Source organism: Aquabacterium sp. (assembly GCF_050725395.1).
Lineage (GTDB): Bacteria > Pseudomonadota > Gammaproteobacteria > Burkholderiales > Burkholderiaceae_C > Aquabacterium.
In genome coordinates, this window is record NZ_JBOHHL010000003.1 from 80,373 (window position 1) to 101,288 (window position 20,916).

The 20,916-nt window shown below is 56.9% G+C and carries 19 protein-coding genes; 8 read left to right on the forward strand and 11 right to left on the reverse strand.

The window, feature by feature from the left end:
* The 8 genes from ACREB4_RS03050 to ACREB4_RS03085 all read left to right on the forward strand — a co-directional run bounded on the left by ACREB4_RS03050 (position 1) and on the right by ACREB4_RS03085 (position 8,493).
* Entirely contained in the window at positions 1-1,731 is a 1,731-nt protein-coding gene (locus tag ACREB4_RS03050; protein ID WP_431586717.1) for an ABC transporter ATP-binding protein, read from the forward strand.
* Between the two features lie 115 nt (positions 1,732-1,846).
* Positions 1,847-3,577 (forward strand): type IV-A pilus assembly ATPase PilB, encoded by a 1,731-nt coding sequence (gene pilB, locus ACREB4_RS03055; RefSeq protein WP_431586718.1) that lies wholly within the window; start codon positions 1,847-1,849, stop codon positions 3,575-3,577.
* A gap of 48 nt (positions 3,578-3,625) precedes the next feature.
* Positions 3,626-4,843 (forward strand): type II secretion system F family protein, encoded by a 1,218-nt coding sequence (locus ACREB4_RS03060; RefSeq protein WP_431586719.1) that lies wholly within the window; start codon positions 3,626-3,628, stop codon positions 4,841-4,843.
* A 6-nt stretch (positions 4,844-4,849) separates the two neighbouring features.
* Entirely contained in the window at positions 4,850-5,707 is an 858-nt protein-coding gene (locus ACREB4_RS03065; protein ID WP_431586720.1) for a prepilin peptidase, read from the forward strand.
* Positions 5,689-6,309, forward strand: coding sequence for a dephospho-CoA kinase (gene coaE / locus ACREB4_RS03070; protein WP_431586721.1), 621 nt, complete (start codon positions 5,689-5,691; stop codon positions 6,307-6,309). Before ACREB4_RS03065 ends, coaE begins: the two co-directional genes overlap by 19 nt.
* Before the next feature lie 32 nt (positions 6,310-6,341).
* Positions 6,342-7,100 (forward strand): cell division protein ZapD, encoded by a 759-nt coding sequence (gene zapD / locus ACREB4_RS03075; RefSeq protein WP_431586835.1) that lies wholly within the window; start codon positions 6,342-6,344, stop codon positions 7,098-7,100.
* Positions 7,097-7,312: a DNA gyrase inhibitor YacG gene (locus ACREB4_RS03080; RefSeq protein ID WP_431586722.1), complete on the forward strand. Its 216-nt coding sequence runs from the start codon at positions 7,097-7,099 to the stop codon at positions 7,310-7,312. The genes zapD and ACREB4_RS03080 overlap by 4 nt, the downstream gene beginning before the upstream one ends.
* Before the next feature lie 62 nt (positions 7,313-7,374).
* Entirely contained in the window at positions 7,375-8,493 is a 1,119-nt protein-coding gene (locus ACREB4_RS03085; RefSeq protein WP_431586723.1) for an MraY family glycosyltransferase, read from the forward strand.
* Positions 8,494-8,499: 6 nt separating this feature from the next.
* Here the strand turns inward: ACREB4_RS03085 and ACREB4_RS03090 are convergent, their stop codons facing one another.
* From ACREB4_RS03090 to murJ, 11 genes are all read right to left on the reverse strand, one after another.
* Entirely contained in the window at positions 8,500-9,624 is a 1,125-nt protein-coding gene (locus tag ACREB4_RS03090) for a glycosyltransferase family 4 protein (RefSeq protein WP_431586724.1), read from the reverse strand.
* The gene (locus ACREB4_RS03095) at positions 9,615-10,583 is read right to left on the reverse strand and encodes an EpsG family protein (protein ID WP_431586725.1); all 969 of its coding nucleotides are present in this window, start codon (positions 10,581-10,583) and stop codon (positions 9,615-9,617) included. Before ACREB4_RS03095 ends, ACREB4_RS03090 begins: the two co-directional genes overlap by 10 nt.
* A gap of 115 nt (positions 10,584-10,698) precedes the next feature.
* A complete protein-coding gene (gene asnB / locus ACREB4_RS03100) occupies positions 10,699-12,696 on the reverse strand; it encodes an asparagine synthase (glutamine-hydrolyzing) (protein WP_431586726.1) in 1,998 nt (665 codons plus the stop codon).
* Between the two features lie 39 nt (positions 12,697-12,735).
* The gene (locus ACREB4_RS03105) at positions 12,736-13,437 is read right to left on the reverse strand and encodes a transglutaminase domain-containing protein (protein WP_431586727.1); all 702 of its coding nucleotides are present in this window, start codon (positions 13,435-13,437) and stop codon (positions 12,736-12,738) included.
* On the reverse strand, positions 13,434-14,537 hold the full coding sequence (locus tag ACREB4_RS03110) for a glycosyltransferase family 4 protein (RefSeq protein ID WP_431586728.1): 1,104 nt from the start codon (positions 14,535-14,537) through the stop codon (positions 13,434-13,436). Before ACREB4_RS03110 ends, ACREB4_RS03105 begins: the two co-directional genes overlap by 4 nt.
* Positions 14,538-14,586: 49 nt before the next feature.
* A complete protein-coding gene (locus ACREB4_RS03115; protein ID WP_431586729.1) occupies positions 14,587-15,201 on the reverse strand; it encodes a methyltransferase domain-containing protein in 615 nt (204 codons plus the stop codon).
* Positions 15,198-16,046, reverse strand: a complete 849-nt coding sequence (locus ACREB4_RS03120; protein WP_431586730.1) for a hypothetical protein — start codon at positions 16,044-16,046, stop codon at positions 15,198-15,200. The genes ACREB4_RS03115 and ACREB4_RS03120 overlap by 4 nt, the downstream gene beginning before the upstream one ends.
* A gap of 19 nt (positions 16,047-16,065) precedes the next feature.
* Entirely contained in the window at positions 16,066-17,937 is a 1,872-nt protein-coding gene (gene asnB / locus ACREB4_RS03125; protein ID WP_431586731.1) for an asparagine synthase (glutamine-hydrolyzing), read from the reverse strand.
* Between the two features lie 3 nt (positions 17,938-17,940).
* The gene (locus ACREB4_RS03130) at positions 17,941-18,894 is read right to left on the reverse strand and encodes a glycosyltransferase family 2 protein (RefSeq protein ID WP_431586732.1); all 954 of its coding nucleotides are present in this window, start codon (positions 18,892-18,894) and stop codon (positions 17,941-17,943) included.
* A gap of 29 nt (positions 18,895-18,923) precedes the next feature.
* Complete coding sequence (locus ACREB4_RS03135) at positions 18,924-19,637, reverse strand: class I SAM-dependent methyltransferase (protein ID WP_431586733.1); 714 nt, start codon at positions 19,635-19,637, stop codon at positions 18,924-18,926.
* The gene (gene murJ / locus ACREB4_RS03140) at positions 19,634-20,911 is read right to left on the reverse strand and encodes a murein biosynthesis integral membrane protein MurJ (protein WP_431586734.1); all 1,278 of its coding nucleotides are present in this window, start codon (positions 20,909-20,911) and stop codon (positions 19,634-19,636) included. The genes ACREB4_RS03135 and murJ overlap by 4 nt, the downstream gene beginning before the upstream one ends.
* Positions 20,912-20,916 lie beyond the last annotated feature (5 nt).

Genomic DNA, 20,916 nt, shown 5'->3' on the forward strand with positions numbered 1-20,916 from the left:
ATGGACGACAAAGACACCACCCACCGCCTGTTGAGCTACGTGCGCCCCCAGTGGCGCATGCTGAGCGTTGCCCTGCTCTTCTTCATCCTCGGCTCGGCGGTCGAGCCCATCCTGCCGGCCATGTTCAAGAAGCTGATCGACTCGGGCTTCAAGGAAGGCATGGACTACCCGATCTGGATCGTGCCCATCATCGTGATCGGCCTGTTCATCATCCGCGGCATCTTCAATTTCGGTGGCGCCTACGTGATGAATTCGGCCACGTCGACCATGGTCCTGAATTTGCGGCGCGACCTCATGAGCGCCCTGCTCAAGGCCGATGCCCACCTGTTCACCACCATGGGCCCGGGCTTGGCCGTCAGCAAGATCATCAACGATCCGCAACACGCCTCTTCCGCCATGAGCGGCGCCATCGTGTCCATCGTCCGCGATGCCTCGACCCTGCTCTTCCTGGTCGCTTACCTGATCTACCTGAACCCCATGCTCACGCTGATCTCTTTCGTGTCGATGCCCTTGCTGGGTGTCAGCGTGAAGCTGATCCGCAAACGCCTGGCGAAGGTGGGCGAGGCTGCCTATCAGGCCCAGCTGAGCCTGGTCGGCACGGTGGACGACAACGCCCGGGCCTGGCGCGTCGTGCGCACCTTCGACGCCACGGAGTTCGAACTGAAGCGTTTCGAACAGCAGGCCATCCACCATCGCCGCATGACCATGAAGCAGGTGGCCGCCAGTTCGCTGGTCACGCCCATCACCCAGATCGTCGCCGCCATCGGCGTGTCCATCATCCTGACCCTGGCGCTCTACCAGGCGCAGCAAGGCGCCTCCACCGTGGGTGAGTTCGTCTCCTTCATCACCGCGCTGCTGATGACGATGTCGCCCATGCGCCACCTGACCGATGTGTTCCAGCCCATCACCGGCGCGTTGATCACCGCGCGGGGGGCTTTCGAGGTGCTCAACGCCCCGCCCGAGCCCGACCTGGGCACCGCCGAACTGCCGGTCTGCCGCGGCAAGATCGATTTCAACCAAGTCCACCTGCTTTACGAAGGCGCCGCCAACCCGGCGCTGGCTGGGCTCGATCTGCACATGAAGCCTGGCCAGACCATCGCCCTGGTCGGCTCATCCGGCGCGGGCAAATCCACCGTCGTCAACACCCTGCTGCGTTTCGCCTACCCCAGCAGCGGACAAATCCTGCTGGACGACACGCCCATCGAATCCCTGAAGCTGGCCAGCCTGCGCCGCCACTTCGCCGTGGTCTCGCAAGACATCGTCCTCTTCGAGGGCTCCATCGCTCAGAACGTGGCATATGCCAGCCCCCACGGCCTGGACCGCGCCAAGGTCGAGAACTGCCTGAAAGCCGCCAACCTGTGGAACCACGTGCAAACCTTGCCCGACGGCATGGATGCCGCGGTGGGCACCAATGGCAGCCGCCTGTCCGGCGGCCAGCGCCAGCGGCTGGCCATCGCGCGCGCCTTGTACCGTGACGCCGCGGTCTGGATTTTCGACGAAGCCACCTCGGCGCTCGACTCGGAATCCGAGGCCGTGGTCCAGCGTTCCATCGAAGACCTGCGCGGCAGCAAAACCCTGATCCTCATCGCCCACCGCCTCAGCACCATCCGCAACGCCGACTGCATTTATGTGATGTCCGAAGGCAAGGTCGTCGAGCAAGGCACCCACACCGAGCTCATCGCCCGGCAAGGTCTTTACGCGGGCATGGTGAAAATCCAGGCCGCCGATTGAACCCAAGCCGCGATAATCAAAGGCGATTCTCGGTCTTTTATGGTTTACAGGCGGTCATGAATGTCCGATGATTTCCCGCTAGGCCTCGCTCTATTTTTCGAGATTTGTGGTTTAAATGGTCGATAACACCCTGGTGGAAGCCCCTGGATCCGGATCGCTGACTGGCGTGGCCCGCGTGCTGGTCAATGCCGGCAAGCTCGACGTCAAGTCCGCCGGCGACCTCGTCCGTTCGGCCAAGGACCAGAAGCGCAGCTTCGTCAGCGCCCTGATGTCCAGCGGCACCATCTCCGCCACCGACCTCGCCCAGACACTGTCCACCTCCCTCGCCGTGCCGGTGCTCGACCTCTCGGCGGTCGACCTGCAGCGCTTGCCCAAGGGCGTGATCGACAACAAGCTGTCGAACCAGTACCAGGTCATCGTGCTGTCCAAGCGGGGCAACCGCTTGTTCGTCGCGGGCGCCGACCCGACCGACCAGGAAGCCATCGAGCGGATCAAGTTCGCCACCCAGCTGACTCCGGAATGGGTCATCGTCGAGCACGACAAGCTCTCTCGGTTGCTGGAAGGCCAGACTGCGTCGGCCGAAGAGCAACTCAGCGCGCTCACCTCCGGTGATTTCGAGTTCGACATCACCGACGACTTGAACACCCCCCAGCCCGAGGCGGCCGAACTGTCCACCGAGGTGGAAGACGCCCCGGTGGTCAAGTTCCTGCAGAAGATGCTGGTGGACGCCATCAACGCCCGAGCGTCCGACCTGCACTTCGAACCTTACGAATTCAACTACCGTGTCCGCTTCCGGGTCGACGGCGAATTGCGCGAAGTCACCCAGCCACCGATCGCCATCAAGGACAAGCTGGCCTCGCGCATCAAGGTCATCTCGCGGCTGGACATCGCCGAAAAGCGCGTCCCGCAAGACGGCCGCATGAAGCTCAAGTTCGGCAACAAATCCATCGACTTCCGGGTCAGCAGCCTGCCCACGCTCTTCGGCGAGAAGATCGTGATCCGGATCCTGGACTCGTCCTCGGCCAAGATGGGCATCGAGGCCCTGGGTTACGAGCAGGCCGAAAAAGAGCGCCTGATGAACGCCATCCAGCGGCCCTACGGCATGGTGCTGGTCACCGGCCCCACGGGTTCCGGCAAAACCGTGTCGCTGTATTCCTGCCTCAACATCCTGAACCAGCCCGGCGTCAACATCTGCACGGTCGAAGACCCGGCCGAAATCAACTTGCCCGGCATCAACCAGGTCAACGTCAACGACAAGGCCGGCTTGACCTTCGCCGCCTCGCTCAAGGCCTTCCTGCGGCAGGATCCCGACGTCATCATGGTCGGCGAAATCCGGGACCAGGAAACCGGCGACATCGCCATCAAGGCCGCCCAGACCGGCCACATGGTGATGTCCACCCTGCACACCAACGACGCTCCTACCACCCTCACACGACTGTTGAACATGGGCATTCCCCCGTTCAACATCGCCTCGGCCGTGATCTTGATCACGGCGCAACGCCTGGCGCGCAAACTCTGCGAGGTTTGCAAGGCGCCCGCGGAGTATCCTAAAGAAGCATTGCTGCGCGCCGGGTTCAAGGACCATGAAATCGACGGCTCATGGCGCCCCTACAAGGCGGTCGGCTGCTCGAGTTGCAACAATGGTTACAAAGGGCGGGTGGGCCTTTACCAGGTCATGCCCATCAGTGAAGAAATACAACGCATCATCTTGCGGCTGGGCACAGCCATGGATATTGCGGAGCAAGCCAAGCGCGAAGGCGTGCGAGACTTGCGCGAATCCGGCTTGGTCAAGGTCAAAGCCGGCATGACCTCGCTGGAAGAGGTGATCTCGGTCACCAACGAATAATTCACTAAATCAGATTCGCGCGGCGAACGCGCCTTCGGAGTTCCCCACATGGCCACGGCAACCGCCTCTAAAGCACAAGAATTTGTCTTCGAATGGGAAGGCAAAGACCGCAATGGCAAGGTGGTGCGGGGTGAAATGCGGTCGGCCGGTGAAGCCGTGGTCAGTGCCACCTTGCGCCGCCAGGGCATCCTGGTGCAAAAAGTCAAGAAGCGCCGAACCAAAGGTGGCGGCTCCGTCAAGCCCAAGGACATCGCGATCTTCACGCGCCAACTGGCCACCATGATGCGCGCCGGTGTGCCCCTGCTGCAGTCCTTTGACATCGTCGGCCGGGGCAGCACCAACCCCCGCGTCACCAAACTGCTCAATGACATCCGCCAGGACGTGGAGACCGGTACCAGCCTGTCGGCCTCGTTCCGAAAGCACCCGCTGTACTTCGACGCGCTGTATTGCAATCTGGTGGAAGCCGGCGAGGCCGCCGGTATTTTGGAAACACTGCTGGAACGCCTGGCCACGTACCAGGAAAAAACCATCGCGATCAAGCAGAAGATCAAATCGGCCCTGACCTATCCCATTGCCGTGTTGGTGGTGGCCTTCGTGGTGGTGGCCGTGATCATGATCTTCGTGATCCCGGCTTTCAAAGAGGTGTTCACCTCGTTTGGCGCCGAATTGCCCGCGCCCACGCTTTTCGTGATGGCCATGTCCGAGATATTTGTCAAATATTGGTGGGCCATCTTTGGCGCCATCGGTGGAGGCGTCTACTTCTTCCTCGAAAGCTGGAAACGGTCCGAGAAAATGCAGAAGAAGATGGACCGGCTGCTGTTGAAAATGCCCGTCTTTGGCGACCTGATGTTCAAATCCGCAGTCGCTCGCTGGACCCGCACCCTGTCCACCATGTTCGCCGCTGGCGTGCCGCTGGTGGAAGCACTGGATTCGGTGGGAGGCGCCGCGGGCAACGCAGTGTTCGCCGAAGCCACCGAGCAGATCCAACGCGATGTCTCCACTGGCACCAGCCTGACCACGGCCATGCAAACCGCCAACCTGTTCCCCGTCATGGTGCTGCAAATGGCGTCCATCGGGGAAGAATCCGGCTCACTCGACCACATGCTGGGCAAGGCCGCCGATTTCTACGAAGAGGAAGTCGACGAGGCCGTGAAGGCGCTGTCCAGCCTGATGGAACCTTTCATCATCGTGATCCTGGGCGGCATCATCGGCGGCATCGTGGTGTCCATGTACCTGCCCATCTTCAAACTCGGCCAGGTGGTCTGACGGACCATGCAGTTTCATGAACTGTTGGCCATCCTCACGACGCCGTGGGGATTGGCCGTGCTGGGCCTGTGCGTGGGCAGCTTCCTGAACGTGGTCATCTACCGCATGCCTTTGATGCTGGAACGCCAATGGCGAGCCGACAGTGCCGCCATGCTGGACTTGCCGCCCCAGGAAGAGACGGCGCCACTGACCCTGTCCAAACCAGCGTCGCGTTGCCCATCCTGCGGCCACACCATTCGCTGGCACGAGAACATTCCCCTCCTCAGTTGGCTGGCCCTGCGGGGCAAATGCTCGAACTGCAGCGCCCGCATCTCCGTTCGCTACCCACTGATCGAGTTGCTGACCGCGGCACTCTTCGCGGCCTGCGGCTGGCGCTTCGGCGCGCAACCGACGACCCTGCTGTGGTGCGGCTTCGTGGCGGTGCTGGTCGCGGCCTCCGCCATCGACTGGGACACAACCCTGCTGCCCGATGACCTGACCCTGCCTTTGTTGTGGGCAGGCCTGATCGCGTCGGCACTGGGCTGGACTTTGCCGCTGTCCACTGCCGTCTGGGGCGCCGTGGCGGGCTACCTGTCCCTTTGGTCGGTGTACTGGCTGTTCAAGCTCACCACCGGCAAGGAAGGCATGGGCTATGGCGACTTCAAATTGCTGGCCGCCCTGGGCGCATGGTTGGGCTGGCAAATGGTCTTGCCCGTGGTGCTGGCGTCCTCAATCATCGGCGCCATGGTCGGCATCGGCATGAAGCTGTCCAGCACCTTGCGCGAAGGGCACTACGTGCCTTACGGCCCTTTCCTCGGCGGCGCGGGCCTGGTCGTCATGCTGGCCGGATCGCAACGGGTGCTGGGATGGCTGGGCTGGGCGTAGTCAAGAAAATCGGCCTGACCGGCGGCATCGGCAGCGGCAAGTCCACCGTCGCGGCCATGCTGGTCGAACTGGGCGCCCACCTGGTCGACCTGGACGCCATTTCCCGCGCGCTGACCGCGCCTGGTGGTGGTGCCATCGCGCACATTCAAACGCAGTTCGGCGCCGATTTTGTCGATGCACAAGGCGCCATGGACCGCACCCGCATGCGCGAGCTGGCATTCGCAGACCCTGGCGCCCTGATCCGGCTGGAGGGCATCCTGCATCCCTTGATTGGTCAGCACGCCGACCTGCACGCGGACACCGCCCAGTCTGGGCAGATCATCGTTTACGACGTGCCGCTGCTGGCCGAATCAGGCACACGCTGGAAGGAAAAAGTCGACCGCGTGCTGGTGGTGGATTGCCCCATTGAAACCCAGATCGACCGCGTCATGGCCAGGTCCGGCTGGCCGCGCGAGGCCGTTGAACAGGTCATCGCGAAGCAGGCCACACGTGCGATGCGCCTGGCCGTGGCCGATGATGTCATCGTCAACGAGGGCTTGAGCCTGGATGAATTAAAGCAAGAGGTCACGAAGGTCTGGCGCCTGTGGAACAATCACGCGTGACGCTGGTGTCCCAACTTAGCTCAGGTGGCGCGTTGATCCTGTACGAATACCCCTTCAACGAAAGCATCCGCACCATGTTGCGGCTTGAACATCTGTTCAACCGCCTGATCCTGCTGATGTGGCGCGAGCACCCGACCGACCACCACTACGCCTTGTCCACGATTTTTGAGATCATGGACGTGGCTTCGCGGGCCGACCTCAAGGCAGACCTGCTCAAGGAGCTTGACCGCTTCAAATCGCAGTTCATGGCTTGGCGCGGCAACCCCGCCATTCAGGAGGCGGTGCTGGACCAAGTGCTGGGCCGCATCGAGCAAACCCACCACACCTTGCAACAGGTGCCTGGCAAGGCAGGGCAGACCCTGGCCAGCAATGATTGGCTGATGAGCATCCGCAGCCGCATCAGCATCCCCGGGGGCACCTGCGAATTTGACCTGCCCTCTTATTTCGCTTGGCAGCATCGACCGGCCGAGCAACGTCAGGCCGACCTGCAGCAGTGGGTGGCCACGCTGACACCGTTAGCCGAGGCGCTGAAGCTGATGCTCAGCCTGCTGAGAGACACGGGCCATCCGCACATGGTCGCGGCGCCTGCGGGGGTGTACCAGCAGAGCTTGAAAGAGAACAAGCCCTTTCTGCTGCTCAGGCTGCGGATCGACCCTGCTCTGGGGCTGGTGCCCGAAATCAGTGGCAACAGGCTCATGGTGGCCATTCGCTTGATGCGGCAGGACATTGACGGTAAGCTGAAACTCGCTTCCGACATAGACACTGGTTTTGAATTGACCCTTTGCGCATGAGCGTTCAAGAGATGAGTGAAAGCCAATCCGGTGCGATCAAACAGGTCATGGTGCGTTGCCCATCATGCAGTGAGATGGTGCCCTATCGCACAGACAATCCATATCGTCCGTTTTGCAGCAAGGGGTGCAAGGCGATTGATCTAGGGGCGTGGGCGAGTGAGCAGTTCAGGGTGGAGGTCAAACCCACCAATGACGACTTGCTGGAAGATTGAACAGGCCTTGATCTAGAATCAATCTCCCCCACACCGCATGGGGCGACCTACAAAGGCAATAAATGGGGCATCCGGGCTTATTGATACTGCTGGCGGTTTTTGTCACTTCCTTGGCGATTTGCGCCTTTCTGGTTTTGACTCAACGTTGGCATGGCAAGCTCACGCTTGACCACGACCTCCACGGTGTGCAAAAAATACACCGCCAACCTGTTCCCCGCATTGGCGGCATCGCCGTGTTCATGGCATTGCTGGTCGGTGGCCTGGGAGCCGCATGGATCGAGGAGCCTCTGGCCCTCCAGATCATGGCATTGCTGCTTTGCAGCCTTCCCGCTTTCCTGGCCGGCCTGATCGAAGATTTGACCAAAAAAATGGGCGTCACAACCCGCTTGTATGCCTCTTTCGCGTCCGCCGCCTTGGCCATCTGGGTACTCGATGCGGCGTTGACCAGACTAGACACGCCCGGATTGGACCATCTGATCGCCTTCACCTTGGTGTCCGTGCTGTTCACTTGTTTTGCGGTGGGGGGGCTGACCAATGCTGTCAATATCATCGATGGCATCAATGGCCTGGCAGCCGGCAGTGTCATCCTCATGCTCTCTGGCCTGGCATCCATGGCATGGTTTCATCAAGACATCCTGGTGTTCGAAATCTGCCTGATTGGCATAGCTGCTTTGGCCGGGTTCATGGTTCTCAATTACCCGGGAGGCCGCATATTCCTGGGAGACGGCGGCGCCTATCTGGCTGGTTTCTGGTTGGCGGAATCGGCGGTGTTACTGCTGGCGCGCAACCCGCGTGTTTCCACCTGGGCCGTTTTGTTGGTATGCATTTATCCCGTGTGGGAAACCATTTTCTCGATGTACCGCCGCCGTTTTGTGCGGCGTGCCTCTAGCGGCTCTGCTGATCAAGTGCACCTTCACCATGTTCTGATGAACAGATTGCGTGCCAAACAGGACACGGCATTTCGCGCCAACTGGAAAAACCATGCACTGACCAGTTTGCTGATTTGGGGCTTGGTAATCAGTTGCCAGATTGCGGCAAGCTTGGCCGAAGCATCCAATTCGCTGCTGGCCACCGGCGTCTTGTGGTTCGGCCTGACTTACAGCTTGGTGTACCGCTCCACCGTCAACAGGGCAGAAGCATTGCCACTTCCGGAAATGGACGCGGTCTCAACAAAAATCTGAGGCCCATCAACCCATCTCGGCAAGTGCTTCCAAGTATTTTTTAATGACGATGCGTTCGTCAAAAGCCTGCTCTATTTTTATCCGTCCACATCGGCCCATTTCTGAGCGGGCCGAAGGACCGATGTCGATCAGCTTGCTCATTTTTTCAACCAGGTCATCAACATCACGCACCTTGGTCAGATAGCCAGTCACCCCATCGGTGACCACATTCCGGCAGCCGGCTGAGTCGGTCGTGATGATGGGACGCCCCATGGCTGCCGCCTCCAAAAGACTCCTGGGAACCCCTTCAGGGTAATAGGAGGGCAGCACCACGCAGTCGGAATCGATCAAGGCCTGGCGCACATCGGAAACCGCCCCCAGGTATTGAACAACCCCCTCCTCGACCCAGGCATCCATCTGTATTCGCGAAATGGCGGACGGATTCTCCACTTCCAGAAATCCCAGCAAGCAGAACTCGGCGTCAGGCCATTTCTGGCGCAAGCGGCGCGCGGCCTCGACGAACTCGCCGACCCCTTTTTCCCAGATCATTCTGGCCACCAGAAGAAATCGGATACTGCGCCGCTCATGCCCACCATGAGGCAAAGGGTGAACAGCAAAGTGCTTCAGATCCACGCCCGAGCCAGGTAACAAATCGGTTTTGGCAGATGGCACCAAGCCGTGCTCCAAAAATGCTGCCCGGTCTTCCGAATTCTGGAAAAAAACCTTGTTGGATCCGGATAACCCGATCCAGTAAAGCAGTCGGGCGATCTTCGTCAACCAGTTGTCCCGAAGAAAGACTGTTCCAAGACCCGCGATGTTGTTGATCACACGGACGCCCAGAAAACGGGCCGCGAGCGAGCCATATATGTTGGGCTTGATCGTGTAGCCCAAATAAACACATGGCCGCTCGGCCCTCAGCAGCCGCACGAAACGCATCAGCAACAACGCATCAACCACGGGATTGAGGCCCTGGGAATCCATGGGCAGTTCTACATAACGACAACCCAGCGCGGGCAAATGCTGGGCAGACGCGTCCATTGGCGCGACGGCCACCACTTCATACCCAGCCGACACCAGCGCCTTGATGAGGCCCGCCCTGAAGTTCAGGATATTCCAGGCGGAATTGACCGCCACGACCACCTTCACTGCCATGTCAGAACCCAGGGGCGAAACTGGTAGGGCAGCCAAGTCCAGCTGTTGGTGGCATGGAAAAGCCAAAGGTACAGCACCGAAGCACTGTAGACAATGATCGCGTGGGCGCACCACGCCCCATGCCCGCGCCAACGCTCCATCGCATCGGGCAAACGGGCCCAGACAAACAACTGCAGCGGTATCCAGTACAGCGCAAGGCGGTCCACCGCCGTGGAGGAGGGCGATACCTGCAACAAGCCGAGGAACAAAATGGCGCTGATCGCCATGCCTGTCCAGAATGCATTCGCCGCACGGTCCAGGGCGAACCACGGACGAAGCACTAGAAAGACCGTGGCCGGCAGGGCATTCATCACGATGCGGATCAAGGCGCCAGACGATTCATATTCCTGCTCCAGGTAGGTGTACTGCAAATTTTCGACGTACTCCTGCACCATGAGCAAGAACATGGCAACCGAGATCAGCAACACCCAGATGGCCGTCACGACGCGGTTCTTGGTCCGAGACAGCACCACCAATGGGAAAAGGATCAGCGCCGATTTGTGAAACAAAGTGGCCAGGCATATCCAAGTGATGAAAAGGCGAAACCTGCCCCGCGACAGCGCAGCCAGCCCCATCATGGACAAGCCGATGGCCACGCCCTGTCGCGAATAGCCCATGGCCACCACGATGACAAGGTATGGCACGGCCACGACCATCGCCAACCATGGACGAGGTTGAGCGCGGCAATACGCGATGAGCCCCCAGGAAAAAAGCAAGCCGCAGACGGTGTTGACAAAGTAGATGCCCCAACCGGTCTGTGCGGCGATCCAGTTCAGCAGGCCATACGCTGGATCGCCTTTGACCAGGATGGCCTCCATGACCGAGACCCCCACAACCAGTTCGATGTGCTCGATGTAGTTGACCCAGTCCGCCCCCACCTCCTGCCGCAGTCCGATCATGAGGGCCAGCATCAGAAACATGAAAAGCCAGGATACCGACCAGCGATGAGGTTTCAATGTGCTGGACACGCCCTCCTTGCCCGCCAGCAATGCGAACAAAGTCGGCACCAAGAACAACAGCCCATATGGCCACATGTCAGAGGGCCCCTTCCAGCCAGGATTGGAACATGAGCACGCACCACAACGGCTGGTGCCAGTTACGGCGCCCTGCCAGGTGCTCCGCCCACATCTTGCGGATGGGTTCAGGATGAAGGAAGCCCTCACGCCTCATGCGCGATTCGTCCAACAAGGCTTCCGCCCAGCTCTTCAGGGGACCTTGCAACCAGTCTGCCACGGGGACGCTGAAGCCTTGCTTGGGCCGATCGATGAGTTCCCGAGGCACCAATTGGTACAGCAGATGCCTCAATGGCCATTTGCCCGCGCCATCGCGGATTTTCAGGGAAGTCGGCATGCGCCATGATAAATCCACGATGCGGTGGTCCAGGAAAGGCGCCCGGGTTTCCAGACCCACCCCCATCGCCGCCCGATCCACCTTCACCAGGATGTCATTGGGCAGGTAGGTCATGGCATCCATGAACATCATGCGGTCCTCTTCGGTCCTGAACTCAGGGGCACTGCCGGACAGTGCGGCAAGCAAATCGGGCTCCTCGCCATTGACCACCAGTTGGCGGGGATCCGGGTGCATGGACACGAGCAAAGGATAGAAGTCTTCCAGCGCGCGGGCTCGGCCCATGACGTTGGTGAACTTGTGGACCTTGTCGGCGATCAATTTCACCTTGCTCTGCTTTTGGCCTCCGGCCAGCAGTTGGACCACCCGCCCGAGCACCTCGGTGCCCAACCGATCCGCTCCCTGGGCCAATGAGCGGCGCACCACCCAGGGCAGGCTCCCAAAGCGCTGCCACAATGCGCGGCTCCAAAGATGGCGGTTGTACCCACCGAACAGTTCATCTCCACCATCCCCGGACAGGGCCACTTTGAGATAACGCCTGGCCTGATCACACACCAGGAAAGTCGGAATCTGCGAGGCGTCGGCAAAAGGCTCGTCATAGAGCCTCGACAAATGGGGAATGACATCCAGCGCGCTGGCAGCAGAGACCCGCAAATGCTCATGCTCGGTCCCCAGATGACGGGCAACCTGGCCAGCGAAATGAGCTTCGTCGTGAGAGGCCTCCGAGAAGCCGATGGTGAAAGTGCGGACCGGCGACGACGCCTCCGACTGCATCAGGGCGACGATCAATGATGAGTCGATTCCTCCGGAAAGGAATGCGCCCAGGGGAACGTCCGCCATCGACTGCTCCCTGACCACGCGCCGGAGTTCCTGTTCGAGCGCGGCGCTGGCCGACGGGAGATCCTCGAAAGGCGCCCGGTACCCCGCCTCCACGGAATGGCCAAGGGACCACCAGCGCGTAACCTGGAAGCCCAGGGACACATGACCGGCCACAGGCGCCACGTCCGGGCGGGCATCCAGCGCTCGCATGTCCAGCGTCACCATGCAGCCCGGTTCTAGCTTGTAGACATCCTTGTAAATGGCGTGGGGCGCGGGAACGCAGGCGAAACGAAAGAAAGCCGCCAAAGCATCCCGGTCGACCTGCAGCGAAGATGTCACGCAACGCAGTGCTTTGAGTTCCGAGGCGAACAGAAAACGGCCATCGGCCCAGCCGTAATACAGAGGCTTCTCACCCATGCGGTCACGGGCAAGGTGCAAGCGTTTTTCCAGGTGGTCCCAGATGCCCATGGCGAACATGCCAGCGGATTTGTTCAGGGTTTCCTGAATGCCCCAGGCCTCGAAACCCGCGAGCAGGGTCTCGGTGTCGGAATGGCCGCGCCATACCCGGGAGACCGTGGCAGGCCCGTGTTCCAGCTGATGGCGCAGCGATGGGTGATTGTAAATTTCACCATTGAACACCAGCGTGTATCGGCCACTGGCCGATTGCATGGGTTGGTGCCCCGCAGGCGAGAGATCGATGATCGACAGACGACGATGCCCCAGTCCAACGCCTTGCGACGGCTCCTGCCAATACCCAGCATCATCGGGCCCCCGGTGTGCAATGGCATTGGCCATGGCTGTGAGCGTTGCCAGTCCATCAGCCCGATCAGGCGTCCCCCGTTGGATGAATCCGACGATGCCACACATCACATGGTCCAAACGATCTTGATTGGAAAGCGCATCACATCAGTCTCCATACGCCCAAGCCACCAGATCTGGCACATTGAACTCTGGGAATGGGATATAGGGCCGGTACAAATGCCCTCTTCTTGAATACATGCCGCGAATGGCCCAATAAGGCTCCAGCATGTAGGCCGGCACCGTGGAAAACTTCAGCTTGGACTTCCATATGTCATCGGCAGGCACCGGATTGCCCAGTTTATCCACGGCGATCCATTCACTGTTGCTGTCCACCAAAACCCAACCTCGGCTGGTTTTGACTTCGGTCACGGCATGCGAAGGTTGACCATAAGAAAAGAAGGCCATCAAGGGGGCCAGCGCCTGGGGAAAATAATTGACAAACCGACCTTTGTACAGTATATAAATGTGGCGCGTTTCAAAACCCATCCATTTGTAGACCTTGTCGAAGGTGCGAGACCGGTCATAACACAAGCCTGAGCGGTGCCTGACCAAATCAGCCGGCTCTCGGCTGAGATAATCAGGAATCGGATCGCCCACGGGTGCAATACTCATCACCAGTTGCTGCACCTTTCTAAGGTTGTCCAACTCTTCCAGATAATCGGCGCCACGGTGATTCTTGGTCAACTTGAAAACATCGGTGAATATTAATTCATCCGCGGCATCGAACTCTGTATCGACCGATGTCAGCATCAAGAGCCCCGAAATGAGCAGAAGACCAAGCACGCTCAATCGAATCAAAAACTTCAATTATTTCTCCTTGAGCCATGCCATTCAAATCTGCCATTGTGGGGTGAATACTCTGAGAGCAATTCAACCAACCTCGGGGCCATCACCTGGAGGCTGTATTGCTGTTCAACCTTGCGACGGCCGGCCTGCCCCATTCTTTCACGGAGAAGCGGATCTTTGATGAGGGTATCCAATGCCGTTTTCCATTGATCTTGAGAGTCGGCCAGGAAACCATCCACCCCGTGTTGAACGATCTGACAGTTGACGCCCACAGGAGATGCGACCACGGGCAAACCACAGGCCATGTATTGAATCAGTTTGTAGCCACATTTCCCGCGTTCAAATGGCTCATCGTGCAATGGCATGATCCCGATGTCAAAACCACGGATGCTCTCCACCTCGGTTTGCTCACTCCACGCCATGGATGTCATGGGCAAATCCCAAAGTTCGGCATCAATACCAATGGCCGTGAAACCAGCCTGACCTGAGATGGAAAATTCCTGAATCATTTCCTTGAACGGCAGCAGCAATGGCGCGGTGGCTCGTTGGCCAATCCATCCCACGCACGGTATTTTAGTGGCATGAGCGCCCTTGGGCATGAGGGGGTACCTGCGCAAATCCACGACCGTGGGAATCTTCTCGACACGCAATGCGCCCGCCCGGGTGGCGAACTCGGCAAGATAATCATTGCCAGCCACAACCAATGCAGCGTTTTTCATCAGGGATGGGTGTTTCCTTTCCAAGGCACGACGAACACAGGGATTCCGGTGCTGGTCGTACTGGTGGAACACGGCATCATCGTAATCAAGGACACAAGGTATCGTTCCCCGAAAAATTCCAGTCTCCAGCCATGCCGGCAACCAAGGGAGCAGTTCTTTCTCTATCCACAAGAGATCAAAACGCTGGATTGACAACAAATGGTCAACACGTCGAATGTATGAGCGAAGTATTTCCAAGGAGCTTCTTCGCCCTTTTTGCAAATCCTTAACATAGGCATTTGAAAACAAAGGAGCGTGATTGACATGAATACCAGCTTCTTCAAGAAAGGGGACATACTGGTAAAACCTTAACCGGCTGCTGGCCCCCAGTCTTTCATAACGAGAAAGCATCAAGATGTTCATGACAATCCAGGCGTCAATTCAAGCAATGCAAGATGGATAAAAACATGCCTCATACAGCCTGTATTTTGTATGTCAATTCATAACACGGGAAAATATAGCAAAGATTTTCCTCCCAAAATTCACGCATGAAGTTGGATGAATTGAATATCCAACCCAAGCTCTTTTTGAAAGCATACCTGACGTAAAAAGGCTTGGGTGACTTGAAAATGAGGTCTACTGAAACGATGTTCAAAGCGCGGTCCATTCCATAGGTTGGAACGGTTCTGGAAAAAGGATGCTGGGTTGTAAAGTAGCAAAACGTGTACAAGCCGAAATGGTTCTTGTGAGTTGGGTCTGAATAAAAATACGGGTTTGAAAAATGGGGCACGGTGATTTCCAAAATCCCTCCCCTTTTCAAAACCCGGTCAAATGCATGGATCAATTTCGAAAGATCACCGACATGCTCCACAAAGTGAAATGAAGAAATGCCATCAATGCATTGATCCGGAAATTTCTCCAGAACATCGAAGACATCACCCACCAAATCCACGCATGAAAAATCAAGTTGATCCACGCCCAAGGCGGCAGGGTTCTTCTTGTGGTCACCGCACCCCAACTCCAGAAACATTGAATCAGGGAGTGGTTGAGAAAAGATGTTTTTTTTATCAATGACCGATGACATCATTTCGCCTTGATGAAATGGCGTTTTCTGAAACGCCTGACCAAACTAAAAGCGGAAACCAAGTATTTTTGCCAACCCGTCATGACCGGGCCATTGCCTTGCACATGGGGCCGTACCTTTAAAGGCGCATCCATACCAGCGTGGTTGTATGGAATACCCCAAGACATCACCTTGGCATGACCACCCGACAGGCAGACGGCCAAAGGAAAGGAAATTTGATCGCGAATGGATCCTGTCATGACCAGCCAAAGCCAAAATTTGGCAATGCTCTTGGACTCTATCATTTTAGGCCGCCACAAAAGAATTCCACAAGCATTGATCTTGGCACCAACCAATACGCTCATTTGTCCGCGTTTGAGGTATTCAAAAAAAGTCTTGAATATGGAGGCGGCCCTGTCTTTTCCCAGCAAAAGGCAATAAACTCCCTCCAATAATGGAGAACGTATTTCGGAGTGCTCGAAATAGGTCAGGCATCCATCACTCATTTTACCCGCCGCCATGGCTTCAAAAAAAACAGGATTGAATGAAATATTGGCATCCACCCATATGGCCAGTTCAGCTTTTTTGGCCAAGCGAGGCAGAAGAATCTTTGGAAGTTTCGAGAATAACCTGGCGGAGGCGCCGCCGGGTGCTTGGACTGTGATCACAGTGCAATTCTCGATCACCACCGAGCGATCGGTGATCACCACCACTTGGAATCCATTTTCCATATACCACGCAGGAATCAGGAAATCGTCGATACCGCCGAAGGCAGCCGTCACAATCAATTTCGAACCTGAAATATTCCGAAATTCTCTCAGCAACTGCCGGTAAGCTTTTGCAAGCGTTTTATCCGAAAAATAGAACATTGATTTTAGCTGCAAACAATCATTCAATGGCAATTTTGTTGAATCTCAAAAAACTCAAAAGACTCAACAAGCCCCACAATTTTTCGGAATGATTTTGGCCCGCCAGACTTTCATTCCACAACTGAAGCACCTGATGCTTTTTGAACGTCTGACTGTCATGCGGTATGTCTGCAATCAACTCCTCTGCCCATGGGCGCAAATCTTTTTTCAACCATGACTGGATGGGGATGGAAAATCCCATTTTTGGCCGATCGATGATATGCCGTGGCACATGCCGGTACAGAACGCTCCGGAGTACATTCTTCCCGACGCCGCCGTGCCTTAACTTGTATGCCAATGGCAGGTGTTGTGCAAATTCGACAATCCGATGATCAAGCAAGGGCGCGCGGGTTTCCAGACTGGTGTACATGGACGCGCGATCCACTTTCACGAGGATATCGTCTGGCAAGTAAGTGGCTGCATCCCACAAACCCCCTGTAGAAGCCGCGTCCGGCAGGAGTGGCATAGGCTGGCTTGCCAGGCCAACCTGATCCGCTAAGGGAATTACGCCTTGGCGATACCTGTCCATCCAGTAACGGCACAATGCCTGCGGATCAGGTTGGCGCCAAGCATTGAGCAGCAATTGCCATTTGCGCGACCATGCTGCCCCGCCATCCGCGCCTGCCCGGAGCAAAGGCAATTTACCCAGAAATCTGGAACGCCATATTTTTTGGTAAAGCACATACTGCGGATAACCCAGGAAAAGCTCATCCCCGCCATCACCCGACAAAGCCACCTTGACCTGTTGCTTGGCCAGTCGGCTGACCAAGCAGGTTGGAATTTGAGAACTGTCGCCCAGTGGTTCGTCCCATATCTCCGGCAACTTGGGAATCAAATCCAAAGCTTCTTTGGCCTGAATCACGTGTGCGATGTGCCGGGTGCCCAAATGCTTGGCCACCGCCGCGGCATGCCTGGATTCATCCAGACGTGCATCCGGCATGCCAATAGAAAAAGTGGTGACCTCTGAAGCTGCAGAGGATTTCATCATGGCCACGACCAAAGAGGAATCAATGCCTCCCGAGAGAAATGCACCAACAGGAACATCGGCCACCGATTGAAGGTGCACAGCGTTCTTGACCAACGCAGCCAATTCGTCGACCGCCTCCTCAAAGCTGCCGCTGAAAGGACACTCCGCCCCCTTGACAGCGGCCTCGCCCAAGGACCAATAAGGGATGGGTAAAGGCAGATGCCTTGAGGCGAGGTCGCCCTGACGCAGCCGAATAAACGTGCCCGGCGGCAGCTTATGCACGCCCTCATGTATGGTCGCGGGCGAGGGGACATGGTTGAGCCGCAAGAATGAACTGGCAGCGGCCCAGTTCACTTTGCCGTCAAAGTCGGGATGGGCACGCAGCGCCTTCAACTCGGAACCAAACAACAGGCTGTTCTTTTGCCAGCCATAGTACAAAGGCTTCTCACCCATCCGATCGCGCGCGAGGAAGAGGCTTCTTTCAGACCGGTCCCACACGGCCAGGGCAAACATGCCCACGGTGACAGCCAAAGCCGCTTCCAATCCCCAATCCGACATGCAGCGCAGCAGGGTTTCGGTGTCAGAAGAGCCTCGCCAATGCACCTGGTCACCCAATTGGCGACGCAACTCAAGGTGGTTGTAGATCTCGCCATTGAAGATCAAGACGTAGCGATTGCACTGGCTGAGCATGGGCTGATGCCCTGTCGGAGACAGATCCAGGATGGACAAGCGCCGATGCCCAAAAGCAATGCCTTGGTCCTGATCGTGCCAGATACCGCCATCGTCCGGCCCGCGGTGCTGGATGGCCAAAAGCATGGCCTGCAATCGGGCTTCCGCTTGCTCCGATGTGGTCCGCAGAGAGAAAAATCCGGTGATTCCACACATCGGTTAAAGCGCCTTCTTCTTTCTACGGTAATAACCCAGAAAACTGAGGGCGATTCTAAGCGCATATTCTGGCGTCAATAGCAACAACAAAAATGCCGTCTTGTAACGGGTTCCCATGCCGATCAGAAATAGCATCAAACGACGGTTGCCATTGAGAGAAACGCGCGTACTGCCAGACTGCGTAAAAAAAGCGATGCATCGGCTCATGCAGAAATGGGCTTTCCATGTCCCCATGCCCTGCAGAATGGCTTCACTGAAAATCGCTGGCCAGATGTTCAAATTTTCGAATATTTTTGATTCATCCGTGGTGCCGGTTTCGTTATGGCCATGGATGCGCCAGATGCCAATATTGCGGTCAAGGTAGCCTACCTCACCTCTCAAAGCCAAGCGATACAAGGATTCCCAATCGGAACTGATGGCGGTCGATCGGTAAAAATCGATGGCAAGGGCATGTTTCCTGGCGTAAACCGCTCCCATGTGCATGATGCAGTAATCCTGCTTTGGCATTCTCCGAAGAATGGTCATGCCATCGGTGTAGGTTGCTTTGGGTATGCTTGATATTTGGGCACCATTCGCATAATCGGCAGTCACCTTGGCCACCACCATGACCACGCCAGGACGGGCCACGATCAGCTTAACGGCCTCGGACAGAAAGGATGGGTCGGTGAAATAATCATCCCCATCCAGGTTGACCACATGGTCACCCGTGGCATGCACGTACAACAAATTCCGGTAGTTGCCGGCACGCCCCAAATTGACTGGATTGCGGATATATCTCAGGCGTTTGTCGTGGATGTCCGAGACAATGCGCTGCGTTTCATCAGTCGAAGCGTCATCCCCTACCACCACTTCGATATTGGCGTAAGACTGGCCCAGCGCTGAATCAATGGCCTCTCGAATGAATGGAGCCTGATTGTAGGTCGGGATCATCACAGTGATCTTCAGGGCTTTATCCATTCACTTGCTTCAATCCAAACCCCGCATGATCATTTGGTGGCTTCGCACGACCATCCCAAGGGATCGTTTTTCTCGTGATCGAACCGGTCCAGCCAAAGAAAAGACACCTGCAGCGCCCTGATGAACATGAGCGCCAGTGCTTTGACTGGCAACCAGAGCACGCCTGACCAATTCAGTTTGCCATTGCGCCTCAAGGGCGGAAATACGGCCATGCCGCGCGGGAGCTCATACGCCCACCTGACCCACATGCCGCCAAATGGTTTGATGCTCACCTGCTGAAACCCCGCCCCTTTGCAAATGGACGTCAACCCATACGAGGTGTATCTGAAAAAATCATAGGGCGTTTGATGTTCATTCTGGGCCATGGGCACAGTCATGAACAGCTTGCCCCCGGGTTTCAAAACGCGGTGCATTTCCTGAACGCTTTCGCGTGGCCATTCCAGGTGCTCAAGAACTTGGGTGCACAGAACAGCATCAAAAATGCCATCCTCGATCGGCATGTCATGCAACATGCCCACATAGTCAAGGTGAGAATAATCCCATTCACTGTCCCCTACAGCCAGGTCAATGGCCTTGTAATGGCAATGAGAGAACATTCTTTTATAAACGCCCTCACCCGCGCCTGCATCCAAAATCATGGATTGAATTGGCAAATGGCTGGCCACCTCCTGAACAAAGCGGGTTATATACCATCTTCCAACGTCTTTGATCTTGCTTCTTTGCGAAAAATCTTCATTGATCATGGATGAACAGACCTTTGATGAGTATCCAGTTTGTTTTTCAGAAAAAAACTCTGAAGCACAAAATTAACCATTAAAAACCCGCTGGTCGATAATGCCAACCCCATGAGTCCATGGCTGTAAAAAACAAGAACTTTAATCGGCACATAGATGGTGTAACTCAGCATGCCCAATCGCGTGGGGGTGGCTGTGTCGCCCAGGGCGTAAAAAGCCGATGATGATATTTGGCCCAACACCCCGCCGAGGAAGGTTCCACCCAGACAAATCATGATGAACCACAATGCACTCACATCAGAAGCAGAGATATTTCCATAACCCACCAGCACCTGTAATAAAAACTGCCCGGCAAAGGCCAGGATCATCAATACGACAATTCCAATTGCGGCAATTTGAATGATTCTGCGCCGATAGGCTTGCCTGAACTGAGCCAGTTGCCCATTCTTGTTTAAATTGCTCAGGATCGGCACCAAAGGTGCGGCAAATGTCTTGACGATTATCTGGCTGCCAGCCGAATAGATTTGCTGAGCCAGATGGTACAGCGACAAACTACCACTGCTCGAATTGGACAGCAAAAAACGGTCAAGCAAAGGGTCGGTTTTGTAATAAACGGTGCCCCACAACAATGGTTTGATGCGTTTCCAGGCTTCATTCAAAGTCGGGCTGCGCAGGTCAGGCCAGACTGGTTTGCCCAGGCCAGGCAGCAACAGAACAGTTTGAACCGTGATGCGCGCCGTTCCCAGCCAAGCCGCGGCGGCCACGCCATATTTCGGGAGCAAGCTGATCAATGCCAGGAAAGCCAAGAGGCTGGTGAGCATGGGCATTATTTCAGCCACCAGAAATTGCTGCTTGGCATGGTACGCGGCCCACTGGACGCCATTGACGGCCGAAAAAACCATCCCGATCAACTGAATGCGCGTCAACTCCATGGTGAGTGCGAGCCCTTCGGGGCCGAATCCCGGCACCGTGAGGGGTACCCACCAAGGTGCAGCCGCATACAGGGTCAGCGCCAAGATCCCGAACACCCCGCCCACGAGGAAGAAAAAGCCCCAGGCGTCCTTGGCGAACGAAGCGTCGTTTTCGCCGGACAGGAGCGGAACGAGCACATGCATCAAGGAGCCACTGATGACCATCAGGACCAATTGAGGCACCGTCATGCCTGCAAACAAGGCATCCGTTTCAATGCCGGCACCCAGTTGGGTGAGGACATACCATTGGCCGAGGAAAGCCAAGCCCAAATTGGCCACGGACAACATGCCCAGCTGAATGGTTTGCTTCATGGCCG